At 52.8% G+C, this 18259-nt stretch carries 15 protein-coding genes; 11 read left to right on the top strand and 4 right to left on the bottom strand.

Translation table 11 applies throughout. The features are described from left to right. Window positions 1-3 precede the first annotated feature (3 nt). A complete protein-coding gene (gene pdxR / locus ACTHPM_RS25870; RefSeq protein WP_440397969.1) occupies window positions 4-1440 on the bottom strand; it encodes a MocR-like pyridoxine biosynthesis transcription factor PdxR in 1437 nt (478 codons plus the stop codon). A 246-nt stretch (window positions 1441-1686) separates the two neighbouring features. On the opposite strand from pdxR, the gene ACTHPM_RS25865 reads away from it, so the two are divergent. The 3 genes from ACTHPM_RS25865 to ACTHPM_RS25855 all read left to right on the top strand — a co-directional run bounded on the left by ACTHPM_RS25865 (window position 1687) and on the right by ACTHPM_RS25855 (window position 3856). After that, window positions 1687-2499 (top strand): alpha/beta fold hydrolase, encoded by an 813-nt coding sequence (locus ACTHPM_RS25865; protein WP_440397970.1) that lies wholly within the window; start codon window positions 1687-1689, stop codon window positions 2497-2499. Window positions 2500-2633: 134 nt separating this feature from the next. Next, window positions 2634-3068, top strand: a complete 435-nt coding sequence (locus ACTHPM_RS25860) for a YciI family protein (RefSeq protein WP_440397971.1) — start codon at window positions 2634-2636, stop codon at window positions 3066-3068. A gap of 152 nt (window positions 3069-3220) precedes the next feature. Continuing rightward, the gene (locus ACTHPM_RS25855; protein ID WP_440397972.1) at window positions 3221-3856 is read left to right on the top strand and encodes a hypothetical protein; all 636 of its coding nucleotides are present in this window, start codon (window positions 3221-3223) and stop codon (window positions 3854-3856) included. A gap of 2 nt (window positions 3857-3858) precedes the next feature. On the opposite strand, the gene ACTHPM_RS25850 is transcribed toward ACTHPM_RS25855, so the two are convergent. Further along, window positions 3859-4530: a M50 family metallopeptidase gene (locus ACTHPM_RS25850; protein WP_440397973.1), complete on the bottom strand. Its 672-nt coding sequence runs from the start codon at window positions 4528-4530 to the stop codon at window positions 3859-3861. Between the two features lie 337 nt (window positions 4531-4867). Between ACTHPM_RS25850 and ACTHPM_RS25845 the strand changes: the two genes are divergently transcribed. The 5 genes from ACTHPM_RS25845 (at window position 4868) to ACTHPM_RS25825 (ending at window position 12852) form a co-directional block, all read left to right on the top strand. Further along, window positions 4868-6562 (top strand): DUF4127 family protein, encoded by a 1695-nt coding sequence (locus ACTHPM_RS25845; protein ID WP_440397974.1) that lies wholly within the window; start codon window positions 4868-4870, stop codon window positions 6560-6562. Window positions 6563-6867: 305 nt separating this feature from the next. Further along, on the top strand, window positions 6868-8061 hold the full coding sequence (locus ACTHPM_RS25840; RefSeq protein WP_440421729.1) for a GGDEF domain-containing protein: 1194 nt from the start codon (window positions 6868-6870) through the stop codon (window positions 8059-8061). Window positions 8062-8190: 129 nt separating this feature from the next. Continuing rightward, entirely contained in the window at window positions 8191-9501 is a 1311-nt protein-coding gene (locus ACTHPM_RS25835) for a hemolysin family protein (RefSeq protein ID WP_440397976.1), read from the top strand. Between the two features lie 3 nt (window positions 9502-9504). After that, window positions 9505-10662 carry an AI-2E family transporter gene (locus tag ACTHPM_RS25830; RefSeq protein ID WP_440397977.1) on the top strand — a complete coding sequence of 386 codons (1158 nt, stop codon included), beginning with the start codon at window positions 9505-9507 and terminating at the stop codon, window positions 10660-10662. Between the two features lie 237 nt (window positions 10663-10899). Then, window positions 10900-12852 (top strand): ATP-dependent DNA helicase, encoded by a 1953-nt coding sequence (locus ACTHPM_RS25825; RefSeq protein WP_440397978.1) that lies wholly within the window; start codon window positions 10900-10902, stop codon window positions 12850-12852. A 110-nt stretch (window positions 12853-12962) separates the two neighbouring features. Here the strand turns inward: ACTHPM_RS25825 and ACTHPM_RS25820 are convergent, their stop codons facing one another. After that, window positions 12963-14231 (bottom strand): serpin family protein, encoded by a 1269-nt coding sequence (locus tag ACTHPM_RS25820; RefSeq protein ID WP_440397979.1) that lies wholly within the window; start codon window positions 14229-14231, stop codon window positions 12963-12965. A gap of 233 nt (window positions 14232-14464) precedes the next feature. On the opposite strand from ACTHPM_RS25820, the gene ACTHPM_RS25815 reads away from it, so the two are divergent. The 3 genes from ACTHPM_RS25815 (at window position 14465) to ACTHPM_RS25805 (ending at window position 16683) form a co-directional block, all read left to right on the top strand. Further along, complete coding sequence (locus ACTHPM_RS25815) at window positions 14465-14944, top strand: MarR family winged helix-turn-helix transcriptional regulator (RefSeq protein WP_440397980.1); 480 nt, start codon at window positions 14465-14467, stop codon at window positions 14942-14944. A gap of 53 nt (window positions 14945-14997) precedes the next feature. Beyond that, entirely contained in the window at window positions 14998-15309 is a 312-nt protein-coding gene (locus ACTHPM_RS25810; protein WP_440397981.1) for an ArsR/SmtB family transcription factor, read from the top strand. Window positions 15310-15507: 198 nt separating this feature from the next. Continuing rightward, on the top strand, window positions 15508-16683 hold the full coding sequence (locus ACTHPM_RS25805) for an MFS transporter (RefSeq protein ID WP_440397982.1): 1176 nt from the start codon (window positions 15508-15510) through the stop codon (window positions 16681-16683). A gap of 78 nt (window positions 16684-16761) precedes the next feature. Here the strand turns inward: ACTHPM_RS25805 and ACTHPM_RS25800 are convergent, their stop codons facing one another. Next, the gene (locus tag ACTHPM_RS25800) at window positions 16762-18111 is read right to left on the bottom strand and encodes an Nramp family divalent metal transporter (protein WP_440398075.1); all 1350 of its coding nucleotides are present in this window, start codon (window positions 18109-18111) and stop codon (window positions 16762-16764) included. Between the last annotated feature and the right edge of the window lie 148 nt (window positions 18112-18259).

The raw sequence follows: 18259 nt of genomic DNA, 5'->3' as shown, positions 1-18259 counted from the left end.
GGATCAACGGGTCAGATACCGCAGCGCTTTGGCAAAACGGGCGATCCCGGGTCCAATATCCTCTGTCCGTGCGCGGGCAAACGTGAATCGTACGAATCCGGCATCCGAGCCGTAAACGCTGCCCGGCACGAACACGACTCCATTCTTAATCGCTTCTTCCAGCAGCTTGGCGTCATGGATCTCGGGGACCAGCCTGCACCACATGTGAATTCCTCCTTGAGGGATTTCATATTGGACTTCGCCCGGGAGCTCCTTTTCCAGCGCTTCGACCAGCAGATCCCGCTTATAGAGAAGCTGCATGCGCAGGCGTGCCAGATGGGGCTCGAATAGCTCCGATGACAGGAACTGGGCTGCAACCTGCTGTGGAATGACGCTCAGACCGAAATCCATCTGCTGTCTGGCATCCGCCAATCGTTCCACGATGGCATTCGGAGCCACCATCCACCCGATCCGGAGGCCAGAAGCGGCAATTTTGGACAATGAGCCGATGTAAATGATGGAGCCGGTAGTATCCACCGATTTGAGCGAGGGACGGGGAATGCCTGCATAACCCGTTAAGCTGTAAGGATCATCCTCGACGATCGGAAGTCCGAGTTCCCTGGCGGTGTCCAGCAGCTTCGTTCGTCGCTCCTCATGAAGCACCATCCCGGTAGGATTTTGAAAATTGGGGTTCGTGAATATCATCTTGATGCGATGCTTTTTGTATAAAGCATGCAGGTCATCCGGACACATGCCTTCCCGGTCCACCGGCAGCCGAAACAGCCGGAGCCCGGCAGACTGAAACATGGGCAGGGAATAGGCATAGGAAGGGTCCTCAATCGCGACGGCATCGCCGGGGGACAACAAGCATTGCGTAATCAAAAATAACGATTGCTGCGATCCCGACGTGATCAGAATGGAAGACTCGGTCGTCCGTATGCCTCGGTATTGATCCAGGTATGCGACCAGTGCTTGTCTGAGCGGCATATATCCCTGCGGGTTATCGTAGCCCAGGTAGGAGGCGTAATGATGCCCGCTCATCAGTCCCGCGATTTCATCCATCGGTGCCAAATCTCCGGAAAGCTCGCCGCTCGCAAAATCGATAAGGGACGGGTTCTGCTGCAGGGCTTCCCGAATCCTTCTCAAGAAAGGCACATTCGGCAGAAAGCTGCCGCCTTCGGCATACCGTTTCCAATTGGGCGTGTGCCTCGGCGTAGCCCCCCATTTATGCTGGCTCACGCGGGTTCCGCTGCCGGAGCGGCTCTCAATGATTCCCAACGACCGCAGCTCGGAGAAGGCCAGAATCACCGTGCTGCGGTTGACGCCGAGCTGCTCGGCAAGCTTTCGCTCGGAGGGCAGGAGGCTGCCCGGCGGGAACTCCCCATAAGCTATTCGTTGTTCCAGATGATCGGCAATTTGTTCATATAGAGGTTGTTGGCTCTGTCGATCGAGCTTCCACATCAACTTCACTTCCTTGGCCGCAAATAATGATAGCAGAGATGTTTATCATAGCATTGATCCTTACAGAGAAGAGCGGAATGATTACTTTTATCATAGCAAATATTCATCGAGAGAATGAACTGGGATGGATTTCGCAAAAAAAGTTAACTTTTTTTCCCGGAGCTGTCGATTTGGTCTCGTTTGGTTCGTCGTCATAATAGAAGCCCGGATAACCGGAGAGAACCCAATCGTAAAGGAGAACTTTTCATGCACACCATAATCTCGAAAGATGGTACGAAAATCGCTTATGACAAAGTTGGCAAGGGGCCGGCGCTCATTTTAGTCGCAGGTGCATTCAGCTACCGGGAATTTCCGGCGCAGGTGCAGCTGGCGGAGCTTCTGTCGGAGCGCTTCACGGTTTACAATTATGACCGCCGCGGCCGCGGCGACAGCGGGGATGCGAATTCCTACGCCATCACGCGTGAGATCGAGGATTTGCAGGCGCTCATTGATGAAGCGGGTGGCTCGGCTTATGTTTGGGGCCTGTCGTCTGGGGCGGTGCTTGCGCTTCAGGCGGCGGCGAACGGAGCTAAGATCACGAAGCTGGCCCTCCATGAGCCCCCGTTCGTGGTGAACCCTTCCGATCGCAAGGCGCCGTATGGCTTCGCCGAGCATGTGAACCAGCTCATTGCCGCTGACCGCCGGGCGGAAGCGATCAAATATTTTATGACCCAAGGCATGGGGGCACCTTCCTTCGTCGTCAGCATGATGCGCATGATGCCCGGCGTATGGAAGCGGCTGCTGGCGGTGGCACACACGCTGCCGTACGATGCCGCTCTGATGGACGGTTACATGGAGGGGAAGCCACTCCCGCGGGGAGCGTGGACTGCCGTCTCGGTACCCACCCTGGTGCTTGAAGGCCTGGAGAGCCCGGATTCGCTGCGCCGCGGCGCGAAGGCTCTGGCGGATTTGCTTCCGAATGCACGGCTGCTGAGTAAAAAGGGGCTTGGCCATACCAGGAAGCTCGATGCCAAAGCCATCTCCAGGGAGCTGACGGCATATTTCGCGGGGGCCAGCTAAACAGGATGTCCTCAAAGCAATTCCAGCCGGCTGTCGATTTCATCCCATCAGATTCGTCGTATTACTGAAAGCAGCTTGAACCTAAGATGTTCCGAACCGGTGACAAAGGTTCACTATAAAAGGAGGAATTATATATGAGATTCATGATGATTGTGAAGGCAACAACAGATTCAGAGGCGGGGGTTATGCCAAGCCCGGAACTTATCGCCGCAATGCAGAAGTATAACGAGGAACTGGTGAAAGCGGGCGTGCTGCTTGCGGGCGACGGCCTTCAGCCGAGCTCGACCGGTATCCGCATCTCCTATCCGGAGCCGGGAGGCAAGCCGAAGGTGATCGACGGTCCGTTCACGGAGGCCAAGGAAATGATCGCCGGGTATACCTTGATTGAAGTGAAGTCCAGAGAGGAAGCCATCGAATGGGCGATGCGCATGCCGGACCCCCATGGATTCGGACAGGGGGAGATCGAGCTGCGACAGGTGTTCGAGCCGGAGGATTTAACGGATGACACGGACCTGCTGGCCAAAGAAACGGAGCTGCGCAAGCAGTTGGAGGAGCAGAAAAAAGCGTAAATCATCCATAAGGCATGATGACTGGCCTGCCGGAGTTTCCGGCGGGTCTTAGTTTTTTTGTGTAAAAATATGGATGTCGGTTGTATGATAGAGGAAGGAAAGCTACAAAGAATCAATACGGGCGTATCCAATCATAGACAGGGAGTGAGATCATGAGAAATAAAAGTGCGTACATCGGTCTGGTTATTCTTTTTGTGATGCTCGCACTGTTTCTGCTAGTATTTTCAGGCAAAGAAGCAGCATTACAACTCCAGCCTGAAGACATTCTCGTGAAAGCTTATCTTAAGGACATGGAATCACAATCATCCATCCCAAATGCAAAGAATTACTCTAGATACATTGAATTGACAATAGACAACGCCAAGAAAGCGCCCCTTGCAACGGGCGACTATACCGTCAGAATTTATCCTGTATTCAGTTACAGTCCGTTAACGGCACGGACATTCGAGAACACGGCTAAGGAGGACTATTCCTTCGGCAATGATTCGGTGACGTTATCTCTAGTAAAGAGTGAGATGGAGAAGGCAGGTTTAAGCGAAGAAGGGCAGGGCTTAAGCAATCGGATTGGCTTTACCTATACGAATCATACCTATCCTGCGACCCTGCGGTATTTTATCCCCAAAGGCGAACATACGCCGAATCCGGACAACACATTCGTTATTGTGACTTACAGGCAGGGCACAAAAAACCTGGCGACTTGGGTGAAAAGGGTGCCGTTAATCCTTCCGCATGATGAAGCACAAAAAGACGGATATCCGCGTATCGTACGCTTCAAACCGTCTCAATAAGATTAGACCTTCGGAGGATTGCCGCCGCCAAAGCCCCGTTTAAACAGCAGCGACGTGGACAGCTTGGCGCACCATAACGCAAAAGCGGCGAACACCAGGCACCAGATGAAGGCGGGCACATGCGTAGCCCGGCTGAGATTGGCCGCGTCCCCGGCAGAACCGGGTTTAAATACGGATAACGACAAAATCACGAATGGACTGATAACTGACTCGACCAGGCAGATAAAAGCAACAAGGATATAATAACCTTTCCGCAGCCAGGAGGGAGCCATGAATGCAACCAAGGCGCTTAGCACGGCAAAACCGGTACACCAGAGAACGCCGTATCCGTTGCGAACGAACAGGGCGGCTGCGATGGCGGCAAGCGCCATGACGACGATCAGCCCGGCTCGTTCTTTCCGTTTAGCATAGAGGACGAACAGCAGTAGGGCGAATAGGGCGGAGCCGATATATCCGGCAAGCGAAATCGGGATTGCCATCCAGTTTTCGGCATAGGAAGATAGCGTGACGCCGCTCTGGTTGCTGTACAAATGAATGACCCGCACTTTACCGGACAGCACGAGCGTCACGATCGCATGCGATAGCTCATGGACCAGGGTATCCACATTCCGGAAAAAGGCGGAAAAGGGCAGGAAACGGGTCAGGATGCTGGTCAAGAACACAACCAGAATCATTTTTAACCAAGCGTGAATAACGTCCCCCTCATTTCTTAACGTTTTGATTCATATCTTACCTGTGAGCGAGATGAATTTCCAGTCTTGATCTAAAAATAGGAACAAAGGTTCGTATTTTATATTGCGTAGGGATACGTTATATGTTATTATGGTTTCACGGAGGTAAACATTGTAAATTACACGAGTTACTCTTCGTGGAGAGGTGAACAGCGCGGGATGTCCGGACATTCGGCCCATCGCCCTCCTTGCTATGACGGCTGCAGACCAAACGACAATCTTATTCTTAGAATTTTGTTGCGCAACACATCCCATGCGTAAGAAAAAGGAGCGATTGATTATGAAAAAAGTTCTGTATGTACCTTTGGACGATCGTCCGGTGAATTTGGATGACGTAATCATGCAAGGAAAGGCAGCCGGAATCCATGTGATTACCCCGGATGCGGACGATGTGAAGAACCGCCTGGATACAGAGGCTGAAGCTGCGGGGTCCGTCCTGGAAAATACGTATGCACCGGTGTTCGGCAATACCGGGAACATCCGTCAGTTTATTCTGGAGCATGTATCGCAGGTGGACGGATTTATTATATCGACCGATATGCTTGCTTATGGCGGACTGATCGGAAGCCGGCGCTTCCGGACAAGCGGGGGAGGAGCTTATCCCGACTACGATCCGGCCATAACCGAAGTCCTCGATGTCATCCGGGAGATCAAGCAGTCATGTCCGAACAAGCCTGTGTATGTGCTTGATACGATCATGCGTCTGGCGACGACGGTCTTTGTCGAGGGATTGACCCAGGCTGCCTATGACGAGGCCCGTGCTTTTGCGCAGCAGCCGCGGCTGGCAGCGTCCGATTTGGAAGGCATTATTGCGGGGTATGACGTCAAGCCCGACGGAACGCATTTCGGAACGCCGGTCCATTTTGACAAACAACTGTACTACAATGCCCGAAGCCATAAATTCAAAACCAACTACTATATTCTGGATAAGCTTCTGCAAGGAGGATACATCGATTTTCTGGCTATCGGCGTCGATGATTCCTATACGCAAGGGGTACAGGCCAACGAGATTGCTTTTCTCGAAGGGGTGGTAAACGACCGGCTTGGTGGAACGGGCGGGCAAAATCCGGATCGTGTTATTATTCTTCCGGATGCGGACGGGCTCGGTTATTCCTTGATGGGACGCATGGCAAGCCAGCTTCATCGCTGCGGCTCCAAGCCGGGATACAGCGTCACGTACTTCGGGCCTGACGGCTCGACGATCGTGAACCCGTACGAATATATGAGCGTGCATGATAATATCCGCTATCATGTGGATATGATCGGAGGCCGCTTCGTGAATGCCGGTTCGTATGACATGGAAATCGTCGCGATTACAAGCGCCAGCGAGGCGCAAGCAGCGGTGAGCCGCATCGAATCGAACGCTAAGAAGAAGATTCCTACCATCGCCATCGATTTCGTGGGCGGCGGAGCAGCGGATGAGAGCGTCACGCTCGCACTGCTGAACAGCGTGTCGACAGGGGCGTTGCTTGGATACAGCGGCTGGAATACTGCCGGCAACAAAATCGGGCTCGCCTTGGGCATGGCCCAGTCACGTTACGCCTTTTTGGTCGCGGATCATCGGCCCCCTGCGCTTGGTACTGCCGCTAATGGCCACGGTTCTCTCCTATTCAAGCGTTTCCTGAAGGATTATTACTATAAAAAGCTCGCCATCGCTGAAATCCGCACGTACTCAAGAGCGCATGCCCTCTACACGAATGTGCCGTACGCGGATCAGAACATGGGCTTGTTTAACACGCCGGAAGATTACGAAGTGCTTGTTCAGCTTTTACGGGACCGAATGCAGACCCATACGGCGGCGCTTGCGGCGAAGAATGCTTTCCTGCCGGACAAAGCCCGCTGCATCCGCCAGATCAAACATAACGGGTGGACCTATGCAGTGTATGGATGCGCGGAGCTCGAATATGAGAATCCGGGTTTCATCTGGCATCGGGCCTTTGAAATCACGCTGATGCCTGAAGTAAGCCTGCATTAATATAATATACGGGAACATCCTTGGGCGGCCTCCGTGTGAATCGGCGGGCTGCTCTTTTCATAGTCCAACCTCCTCACAAATAACCATATCCGATGTTGCACCTGACAGCAAAAAAAGTATCTATTCATTCCATATTTGTTATTTACGTTAACGCCCGTTAAGGGAGTAACACTAAAAATTCGAAAAAGTTCGACATTTTTTTTGAATTTCAATCTGTAATTTTTTGTAATCTGGTATAATCATCTCTGACGTATAAAAGTTATACGGTGCGCGTATGAATCCAAGAAACTGGTGGTTAGGGAAGCATGATTTTATCATTGGATATGAAAACAGCGTTTATCTCAGTCGTGCTTGGGCATCTTTTCACCGTGATATTGATCAGTGCCTACCGGTATGGACATAAAAAGGACAAGCTCATCAACACGTTCTACGTCTCCAAATGTCTTGAGGTCGCGGGTTGGGGGCTGGTGATTTTCCGCGGGGGCATTCCGGAATATATCTCCCTCGGCATCGTGAATTCGTTTCTGTTCGCTGGCAGCGCGGTGGAAACGGTTGCCCTTTCCATGGTCATGCATGCCTATAACCGAAGGGTAAAGCGGAGATACATCATGTTCACCATATTCAGCATCGTGGGATTCAACGCGTTGGTACTGCTCGGCGTTTCGGAAAATACGAGAATCGCGTTCGCCTCCTTGTGCACGGGCATGTTTCTGGTGTACCCGGTATACCGGATGATCACGGGCAGCTATTCCTCCATGCTTAAGCGGCTGATGGGCTATCTGTACGGTATCGTGGTCATCGGATTATTCGGACGTGCGGCAATGTCGCTTTTTACGGAGCAGTCCATGGGCTTTTTTACGCCGAGCCTGTATCAGGCCCTTTCCTTTCTCTCCTTGTACCTGATTATGATTTTGGAAAATACGGGGTTCATCCTGCTGTATAAGGAACAGGCGGACGAGCGGTTGATCCGGATGGCGACATGGGATGACCTGACCGGTACGCTGAACCGGAGAACCTTTATCGAACAGGCCGAAGGACTGCTGACTTCGCTGTCCCGAAGCAGGTCTGCCGTCTCCTTTATCTTGTTTGATATCGACCATTACAAAAACATCAACGATACATACGGACATATCGCAGGTGACCGCGTGCTGGCGGGTATGTCCGGGCTGATTAAGGAAAAGCTGAATGACGGGGACCTGTTTGGAAGATTCGGCGGCGATGAATTCGCCATTCTGCTGCCGGGCACGAATGAGGAGCAATCGGGCGAGGCGGCGGAACGGCTGCGCCTGGCGGTGGAGCATATGCGCGTTCCGGCAATTCCGGTGAGCTTCACGATCAGTATGGGCATCATTACGCTGGACAGATGGATGGAGCCTGGGGTGAATAAGCTTTATAAGTGGTGCGATCAGGCCTTGTATGAGGCGAAGCGGCGGGGAAGAAACTGCGTGGTCCGCATCCGGTTTACGGAAGAGCAGCAGGGGGTTATTGAATATGTATAGCATGCTGACCTCTTTTACAAACAATTTATTTCCCCCGGGTTGAAACCTAAGTCGCTAAAACACCGTATAAGCATGTTAGTATATAAAATGAACCATTTCATTATATTATCCGAAGGAGAAGATGTTTCAATGGAAAGTGACAGGTATATTTTAAATTTGGTGTTCGTCGCACTTTTAATCGGATTATCGGCCTTTTTCGTGGCGGTAGAGTTTGCGGTCATCCGCGTCCGTGCCAGCCGGGTCGATCAGATGATTGCCGAAGGCCGCAAGGGTGCCGGCGCAATTAAGAAAGTTCTTGAGAATCTGGACGGATACTTGTCCGCCTGCCAGCTCGGTATTACGATTACATCCCTTATTTTGGGTTTCCTCGGGGAACCGACGGTGGAGAAAATTCTTCATCCCTTGTTTGAAAAATGGAACTTTTCCGAAGGTCTGAGCTCGGCTTTGTCTCTGATCATCGCCTTCGTCGTGATTACGTATCTGCATGTCGTGATCGGCGAACTCGCGCCGAAAACCGTGGCGATCCGCAAAGCGGAAACCATCGCCCTCTGGTTCTCGCCTCCGATCATCTGGTTCAATAAAATCATGTACCCTTTTATCTGGCTGCTTAACGGTTCTGCGAATCAGCTGGTCAAGTTGTTCGGCATCAAGCCGGCATCGGAGCATGAAGAAGCCCACTCCGAAGAAGAGCTGCAGATCATTTTAAGCGAAAGCCACGAAAGCGGAAAAATTAACGACAATGAATTCGGGTATGTCAGCCGGATCTTTGCGTTTGACAATATGCTAGCCAAGGAGATCATGGTTCCGCGCACCGATATGATCTGTCTCGATAAAAACAAGCCGCGGGAAGAAAACGTGGATATCATCAAAAAGCAGCAGTATACCCGTTTTCCGCTCATTGACGGAAGCAAGGACAACGTCATCGGCATCATCAACACGAAGCAGTTTTTCCTCGCTTACGAGGATGATCCGCATGTCGACGTGTCCACCCTGATCCATCCGATCATGGCGGTTTCGGAAGTAACGCCCGTGAATGTGCTTCTGCAGCGGATGCAAAAAGAAGGCACGCATATGGCGCTGTTGATTGACGAATACGGCGGGACCTCGGGTCTTGTGACGATCGAGGATATTATCGAGGAAATCGTGGGCGAAATCCGCGATGAATTCGATTCCGACGAAGAGGAAGAAATCCAGGAAGTCGCCCACAATCACCTGGTGGTCGATGGCATGGTGTCCGTGACGGAAATCAATGATTACTTTAACCTTGATATCGATACGCGGGAGTGGGACACGATCGGCGGCTGGCTGTACAGTCAGAACAATGAAATGCAGGAGAAGGAAGCCTACGTGGAAGACGGCGTAACGTTCATTCTTCTGGAAAGGGACCACAACCGTTTCTGCAAGCTCGAAGTGATCAAGAAAAGACGAAACGAGGAATAAAAGATGGACAATTCTTCCGTGAATTGGGCGAGCCGCTTCAAACGGTTTTTTCTGAACAACCGTTTTGTATTGTTTTTGCTGGTTCTGCTCTTGATTGGCCTCAACATCATGGTTCTCAGCAAAATCTCATTTATTTTTCATCCGGTCATCGTGCTGTTGAAAACAGTCGTGTTGCCAATCATCCTCACGGGGGTCGTGTACTATCTGCTGAATCCGATCGTGGATTTCCTGGAAAGGCATAAGGTGGGACGGATTCAGTCCATTTTGATGCTGTATGTTCTCATTATCGGCATTATTGCAGTACTGCTTACGCTTGTCATTCCGGTGATCCGGGAACAGATTATGGATTTGGTGAGCAATTTTCCAGAATACAGCGAGATGGCCAGAATTCAGTTCGAGCATCTGATGGGCAGCAAAATGATCAACCAATTCCAGGAATCCATTAACTTTGACCCGCAGGAGGTCATCAAGACGATTTCCCAGCGGGCCACGACCTTCCTGAACAAAACGTGGACGGGGATCGGCGGCTTCGTCGGCAACCTGATCGAAGTGGTGCTGGCGATCGTGACCGTTCCGTTCATCCTGTTCTATCTTCTGAAGGACGGCAAGAAGCTTCCCGGCTTTATCCAGGGCTTCGTGCCAACGAAGCTGCGCGGAGAAACGAACCGGGTGATGAGCGAGATGAATCATCAGATCAGCTCCTACATCCGCGGACAAATCATCGTCAGCTTCTGTATCGGGGTGCTGCTGTTCGTCGGCTATATTATCATCGGCCTCAAGTACTCGCTGATCTTGGCGGTTATCGCCGCGTTCACCAGCGTCGTTCCGTACCTGGGACCGGCCATTGCGATTACGCCGGCTCTGATTGTGGCTCTCGTGACCTCGCCGATCATGCTTCTGAAGATGGTCATCGTCTGGACCGTCGTGCAGCTGATTGAAGGCAAATTCATTTCCCCGCAGGTCATGGGCAAGACGCTCAAAATTCATCCGATCACGATTATTTTCGTCATTCTGACGGCCGGCAACCTGTTCGGCATCGTCGGCATCCTGCTGGCGGTTCCGGGATATGCAGTGCTGAAGGTCGTGGTTTCCCACATTTATGAGTGGTTCAAAGTACGTTCGCGTTTATACGAGAACGAGCCGGTGAAGCCGAAACTATAGAACGCATCAGGCAGAAGGCCGCGGGAAACCGCGGCCTTTTTCAGTATGATTGAATTTGTACAGTTTCGGGGTTCCTCGCAAAGTACCTGAATAGACCCCGGAGCAATCCCCCTTTGTAGGGTTATTTCAATATAAACCATTGTAATTCCGCGTGGGGCGTGTGATAATGGGATGTTCGTCTTCACGGACTTGTGGAGGGAACAAGATTTTTAGGTGAAAGCTGGAGGTAATTGAAACGTGGAACGGTACCCTTTTACGTATGATCCTGCACGGCCTTTTATTCAGCAAGCGGGTGAATGGGTGGCGGATGTATTTTACGATTTACTGCCAGAAGCGGGCTTTGAAGTTCGCGACGAGCAGATATATATGGCATTTCAACTGGAAAAGGCCTTTGCCGAGAAAAAGACGATATTCGCGGAAGCGGGCGTAGGTACGGGCAAAACGCTGGTATACCTTCTGTATGCCGTCTGCTATGCGCGATATACGCGCAAACCGGCCGTTATTGCCTGTGCTGACGAGTCACTGATCGAGCAGTTGGTGAAGCCGGAAGGCGACATTGCGAAGCTGGCACGCCATTTGGATCTGATGATCGATGCGCGCCTCGGGAAATCGCCGGACCAATACGTATGTCTGCGAAAACTGGACCATGCCCGCATGAAGGGCGATGAAGAGATGCTGTGGGAAGACATCGCCGCCGGCCTGCCGGATTTCGTGTATTCCCATGCACCGATGCAGTCTTTCCATGCCTACGGTGACCGGCGGGATTACCCGCAGCTGAGCGACGAGCAGTGGCAGCAGATCAACTGGGATTCCTTCCAGGACTGCTTCACCTGCGACCGCCGCCACCGCTGCGGACAGACGCTGTCCCGGGACCATTACCGGCGCTCTACGGATTTGATCATCTGCTCGCATGACTATTATCTGGAGCATGTCTGGACGTATGACGGACGCAAGCGGGAAGGCCAGCTGCCTCTCCTGCCCGAGCATTCCTCCGTCGTATTCGACGAAGGGCATCTGCTGGAGTCCGCCGCCATGAAAGCGCTGGGCTACAAGATGAAGCATGTCGTCTTCGAAGAACTGATCACGCGGCTGCTGCAGAACGAGATCCGCGAGTCGCTTGCCGTGCTGGTGGATGACGCGATCGTGCAGAGCGAGGCCATGTTTGATGCTTTTGGCCGCTTCAGCCGCCTGATTCCAGGCTCGGACCGGAAAGAAATTCTGCTGAACGATGAGCTGCTGCGGGAGGTGCATCAGTTCCGGGGACTTCTGACGGCGATCGAGGAGGAGCTGGTGTTCGAAAGCGAGCTGTACACGCTCGACGATTATCAGCTGCGGATCGTGGAGGAGCATTTGGAAATGATGCAGAAGGCGCTCATGCTGTTCGAGCGTTCGGAAGCCCTGATCTGCTGGGTTACGGAAAGCCCTGAAGGGCTAACGCTCTCCATTATGCCGAAAAGCGTGAAGGAAGTGCTGGAGGAGCATGTATTCGGGGTCAAGATGCCGATCGTCTTCTCGTCGGCAACCCTATCTGTGGACGGATCTTTCCGCTATGTAGCGGACAGCCTTGGAATTAGCGACTTCCTGTCCTTCTCGGTGGCCTCGCCATACGAGTATGAAGAGCAGATGGAGGCGCTCGCTCCGGCGTGGAATCTGGAAGAAGGTTTCGACGGCAAGATGAAGCAGGCTGTGCGGATGCTGCAGCAAACGGGTGGACGAGCCCTCATTCTGTTCAAATCCCGGGAGGAGCTTCGCCTGTTCAAGCGCAAGGCAGCTGCCGAGCCGGAGCTGGCAAGCATGTCATTTTATTTCGAAGGCGATGGAGAAATCAGCCATCTGATCTCAGCGTTTCAGCGCGAGGAAGAAAGCGTGCTTTGCGCGGTCAGCCTGTGGGAGGGCCTGGATGTACCGGGTCCGTCGCTGTCGAATGTCATCATCTGGTCGCTGCCGTTTCCTCCGCATGACCCGGTATTCATCGCCAAGCGGAATGCGGCTGCGGATCCGTTCGAGGAAGTCGACCTGCCTTACATGCTGCTGCGTTTCAGGCAGGGCATCGGCCGGCTGATCCGCTCGCGCGATGATCGCGGTGTCGCGGTCATTCTGGGCGAGGAAATGCGCACGAACCCCGTCGTCCGGCAGCGGGTGCTGGCGGTGCTTCCGGAGGGTGTCCGGCTGCAGGAGGATGAAGGTTAAACCGATGAACCGTTTACGGGATCAATCGTTCAGTTCATAAAATAGAAAACGAAAAACTCCAATACGAGGCGAGCGAAGGAACGCCGGATATTGGAGTTTTTTGCATGGGATTACAGGCCTTCAATTGTTCCCAGGAACAGCCACAGTCCGGTTTGGCTGTCCTCAATGCTGAAGAAGAAGGGATGATCCACAGACATTTCAAACCGTTCCTGCGGCGAAGGCTCGGACGAGCCAGCCATGCCGACGCCCGTGACGGCTGCCGCTTCCGTCCCTTTCTCGCTGACATCCAGCATGGTTTTATGAAAAACGGCGGAGATGAACAGCGGCTTCGAATCGGACATGCCTGAAAAATCCGCTTTGGCCGGCTGAAAAGCCTGCTTCATGCCCAAGTTTTGCAGGGAGGGCCCCAATTGTTCGGAGTACTGCGTCTTGAATCGGGGGAGCCTCAGATCCCCGGGTGTAGATTCGTATCTCTCCTGCCAAGGCGAAGGGTCCCGGCGGATCTGCTCCATCAGCTCTTCCAGCGATCGTCCATGGCGCGGGAGCACGATCAGCATGCTCAGCCGTCCATCGCCATAAGGCAGGCGAATAGCCTGCGCGGCTTCCGTTTGCTTATATTCGAATCGGCCGCTCTGCGACATCATTGGGGCACTTTGCTCCGTGCCGTCGGCCTTTGTAAAGGTCCCTTCCCGCGTATCCTTCGGATCGAAAGGCCGCTGCCATGCGCCGTTATAATACACGGCATTGAGCAGCAAGGCCCTGGTCGCAGCATCGGGCGACTGATCAAGAATGGATGGGATTTTACCGTTCGTATGCTTGTCGACCCACCTATTTATGTCCTTTAGCGTTTTGCGCTGCCGGAAGTCGGCGGCCTTCACTTCAGCGCCGAAGCTGTCTTGCGCCGTCTGAATAAAATCTTGCCTCATCTTGAACCCGTTCGAGAACCAAATGGAATTGGCGGTACTCAGCTGCACGCCTGAATCCGCATCCTCCAGAAGCGTCTGCAGCGTACGACCGGCGGCGTTCACCTGTTCCTCGCTCAGCGTCTCAATCCCGAGCGTGCGGGCCATTTCCTGTTTTGTCGTTCCGCTGCCGCCGCTGTAGGCCATCGTCAAAGCCGTGAAAATGCTGTAAGGAGAAAGGACGATATTATGTCCCTTTGAAGCAGATTGCGCCAGTTCCCCGTGAAGCTGAAGGCCCAGCTTGTTTTGTGCCTGAATAAAAGCCGGATCGAGCTTGCTTGCGACCTGCTGCCGTTCGTTCAAGGTGAGTACCTTGCTGTCTGCGCCGGAAGATTCAAAACCGCGAACGGAGCAGCCGGAAACGAGCAGCAGCGAGGCATACAGCAAGACGGAGAAGCCGTGTCCTTTTTTGATCATCATTCATTTCCTCCTGTTATTTTGAACCGCACATGGAACGGATTGGAAGTAAAAAACCGTTGCTTTTCGATTATTTCACATGATATTCATAGACGCTTCCAGATCCTAGGATGTTGCGCTTTCTAAACCCAAAAGAATTTGATTCTGCGGGACCCCGAACGGTATAATAAATTTAGAAGTCAATTAAACTGACCAATTTTTAACTTTTAATCAGAGCAAGGAGTTGTCCTATTATGCCTAAAACACCCCGTCGACATCAAGACGATTTGGCATCATTGTTTTCGCTCGCCTTCAGCGCTTTCAATCAGGAGCTTCATCAGCGGCTGAATGAGCTGGGATTCGGGGATGTCCGGCCGATGCACAGCTTTTTGTTCCAGGGGCTGATTCCTGACGGAGCCACGGCCAAGACGCTGGTTGATCTCTTGGGTATTTCCAAGCAGGCGGTAAGCCAGATGCTCGATTATCTGGAGGACAAGGGATACGTCGTTCGAAAGCCCCATCCTTCGGACGGAAGAGGCAAGCTGGTTGTGCTGACCGAGCGCGGCTGGGGGCTGATCAAGGCCAAGGAAAAGATCGTAGCGACCATCGAAAACCGTTGGGGAGGGATCGTGGGTCCCGACCATTTGAATATGATGCGTTCGGATTTGAAACAGATTATTCAAAGCGTCAGCGAAGGAGAGCTGCAGCAGAAGCTGCGGCCAGAATGGATATAGAATCCCCTCGCGCGGCCATTCATAAATTTGACGAGAAAAGGATCGAATAGCATATGGAACCGTCCTTAATCTTAAAAGCATTATCCAATGAGACACGCCGGCAAATCCTGTTCTGGCTGAAACATCCCGAGGACTACTTCGATGAGACGCCTTATCTTGAACAGGGTCTTACGCTGAAGATCGGTGCCTGCGTGAGCGATATCCAGAATCAGGCCGGCCTGGCGCAGTCCGTTATCTCCAGCTATCTACTCATGATGCAGAAGGCCGGGCTGCTGGAAGCCGAACGGGTGGGCAAATGGACCTTCTACAGGCGGAATGAACCAATGATTCAAGCATTTGCGGAATATATTCGGACTGAATTGTAATGGACGAAAAAAGGAGGATACTCCTTTTTTTGTGCTTATATATTTACATATCTAGATAGTTAGATATATAATGACGAACGAAGGGGACAAGGTGGGAACGGTTTATGGAACAGAAAGAAGAGAGGGATCCTGCCGTTCAAACAAATCTAAATATACAGATATGTGATAATGATCTGGTTCAGATTGGAGAGAGTAAAGATGAGAAAGGGCAGTCCGCTGCTAATCATGGTTTTGGCTTTAGGCGTATTCGGCATCATTACGACCGAGATGGGGATTGTAGGCGTACTGCCGCAAGTGACGCAGAAGTTCCACATCTCAACCGCGCAGGCGGGGCTATTGGTAAGTATATTCGCGCTAGTGGTAGCCCTATCGGGACCGTTCGTCACGCTGTTGGCTTCAGGAATGAACCGGAAGGCTATTCTGAGCATATCGGTGCTGATGTTCGCCGTTTCCAATGTTTTCTACGCACTGACCGGCCGCTTTGAGGTGTTATTCCTCTTCCGGATCCTGCCTGCCGTCTTTCATCCGGTATTTTTCTCGATTGCACTGGTTACGGCTGCACAGCTCGTTCCGGCAGAGAAAAGCGGGCAGGCGGTAACGAAGGTTTTTGCAGGCATTACGGTCGGCTTCGCCTTTGGCGTTCCGCTGACTTCCTACCTGGCCGAGACGATTTCGCTTGAGGCGGCGTTTCTGTTCGCGGCGGCAGTCAATGCGGTTGCTTTTGCGGGAATCCTGCTCCTGCTGCCCTCGATGCCGGTTCGGGAGAAAATGTCCTACGGGAAGCAGCTTGGCATTCTGCGCAAGCCGGCGGTATGGCTGAACATCGCGGCCGTATGCTGCATATTCGCGGCGATGTTCTCGGTATACAGCTACTTCGCGGAGTATTTGGGCCAGGTCACCCGCATGAACGGTTCCTGGATCAGCGTGATGCTGCTGGCGTTCGGCGTCGTCATGATCATCGGCAATTTCCTCTTCGGAGGCTCGCTGCAAAAGAACATGCGGCAGACGGTCATTGCGTTTCCGCTGCTGTATCTCGTGATTTACGTGCTGGTGTACGCGCTGGGAACCTCTTTTGTGCCAATGATCCTTGTCGTGGTTTTGTGGGGCATGGTTCATTCGGGCGGTCTGATTGTCAGCCAAACCTGGCTGATGACGGAGGTGAAGGAAGCCCCGGAATTCGGCAACAGCCTCTTCGTTTCCTTTTCAAATCTCGGCATTACGCTGGGATCCTCGCTAGGGGGCTGGTTCATCTCGAATCTCGGTATGCACCAGCTGATCTGGAGCGGTATGCTGTTCGCGCTGCTCGCATTCGTTCTGATTGTGGTCAGGCTGAAACGGTTCAGCCGAAGCGGGGAGCAGGCTGCCGCCGCCTAGGGATATGACCATGACGAAAAGCTGTACGTCGGTTCGAGCAACCGTGTACAGCTTTTAGCTTTATCTTGTATGGAATATCTACAATGCAAAGGTTCCGTACAGCAGGTAAATATTCAGCACGGCAATGACGATGGCGATGAACCAGGCGAGAATCCGCAGCCATCTCGGCGCGACATGGTGACCCATCTTTTTCTTGTCCCCCGTAAACATGACGAGCGGGATTACGGCGAAGGACAGCTGCAGGGACAGGATGACCTGGCTTAGAATGAGCAGGCTTCCGGTGGCCTGTTCGCCGGCGATGCCAATGACCAGCACGGCTGGAATGATGGCGATGGCACGGGTGATCAATCTCCGTATCCATGGTTTGAGGCGGATGTTCAGGAAGCCCTCCATGACGATCTGACCGGCCAGCGTGCCGGTTAACGTGGAGTTCTGACCGGAAGCGAGCAGGGCGACGGCGAACAGCACGCTCGCGATGCCCGTACCCAGCAGCGGCGTGAGCAGCTGGTATGCATCCTGGATTTCCGCGACATCCGTATGTCCTGATGTATGGAAGGTGGCTGCGGAGAGAATGAGAATGGCTGCGTTAACGAACAAAGCCAGCATCAAGGCAACGGTCGAGTCGATGGTCGCGAAGCGGATGGCCGATTTTTTACCTTGAACTGTATCCTCATAGTTGCGTGTCTGCACGATGGAAGAGTGCAGATACAGATTATGCGGCATGACGGTAGCGCCGAGAATGCCGAGGGCGATATAGAGCATTTCCGGATTCTTGATAATCTCGGCCTTTGGAACAAAGCCGGACATGACGCCGCTCAGCTGAGGGCTGGAAAGGACCATTTCGGCAACGAAACATAGCATGATAACCGCCATCAGCGAGATGACAATGGCCTCGATATAGCGGAAGCCCTTATTTTGCAGGAAGAGCACCAGCATGACATCAAGCGCCGTCAGCAGTACGCCGTAAATGAGCGGCATTCCGAACAGCAGCTGCAGTGCGATCGCCGAGCCGATGATCTCTGCCAGATCGCAGGCCGCGATGGCCAGCTCGCAGAGAATCCATAAGCCGAAATTGACAGGCTTACTGTAGTTGTCGCGGCAGGCCTGGGCCAAATCCCGCCCTGTCGCGATGCCGAGGCGTGCGGACAGGGATTGAAGCACGATGGCCATCAGGTTGGATATCAGGATAACGGACAGCAGCGTGTAGCCGAACATGGCTCCGCCCGCCAAATCCGTGGCCCAGTTCCCCGGATCCATGTAGCCCACGGCTACGAGATAGCCCGGACCGGTAAAGGCCAGCAGCTTACGGAAGAAGCTGCCTTTCGTCGGAACCTTCATCGATTTGTGCACTTCCGGCAGGCTTGGGCTGTGGCGTTCGGAACGCCAGCCGGATTCCGGCTGCGGATCTTGTGCGCTTTGCGCGGACATGTTCATGTTCAACAACCTTCTTTCTTCAAGGAAATTATTTTGCCTTAGGACAACTTTTAGGGTAAAAAAATAGGATCATCGCGACTCTGAATTTATGATATTAACCTAACACAAAAGAATTTCCTTAGCAACAAAAAGTTTTCCTAGG

It is taken from the genome of Paenibacillus sp. SAFN-054 (assembly GCF_051966755.1).
Lineage (GTDB): Bacteria > Bacillota > Bacilli > Paenibacillales > Paenibacillaceae > Paenibacillus_AQ.
Note: the sequence above shows the minus strand (reverse complement) of the source record. Positions and strands in the feature narration are given on the sequence as shown.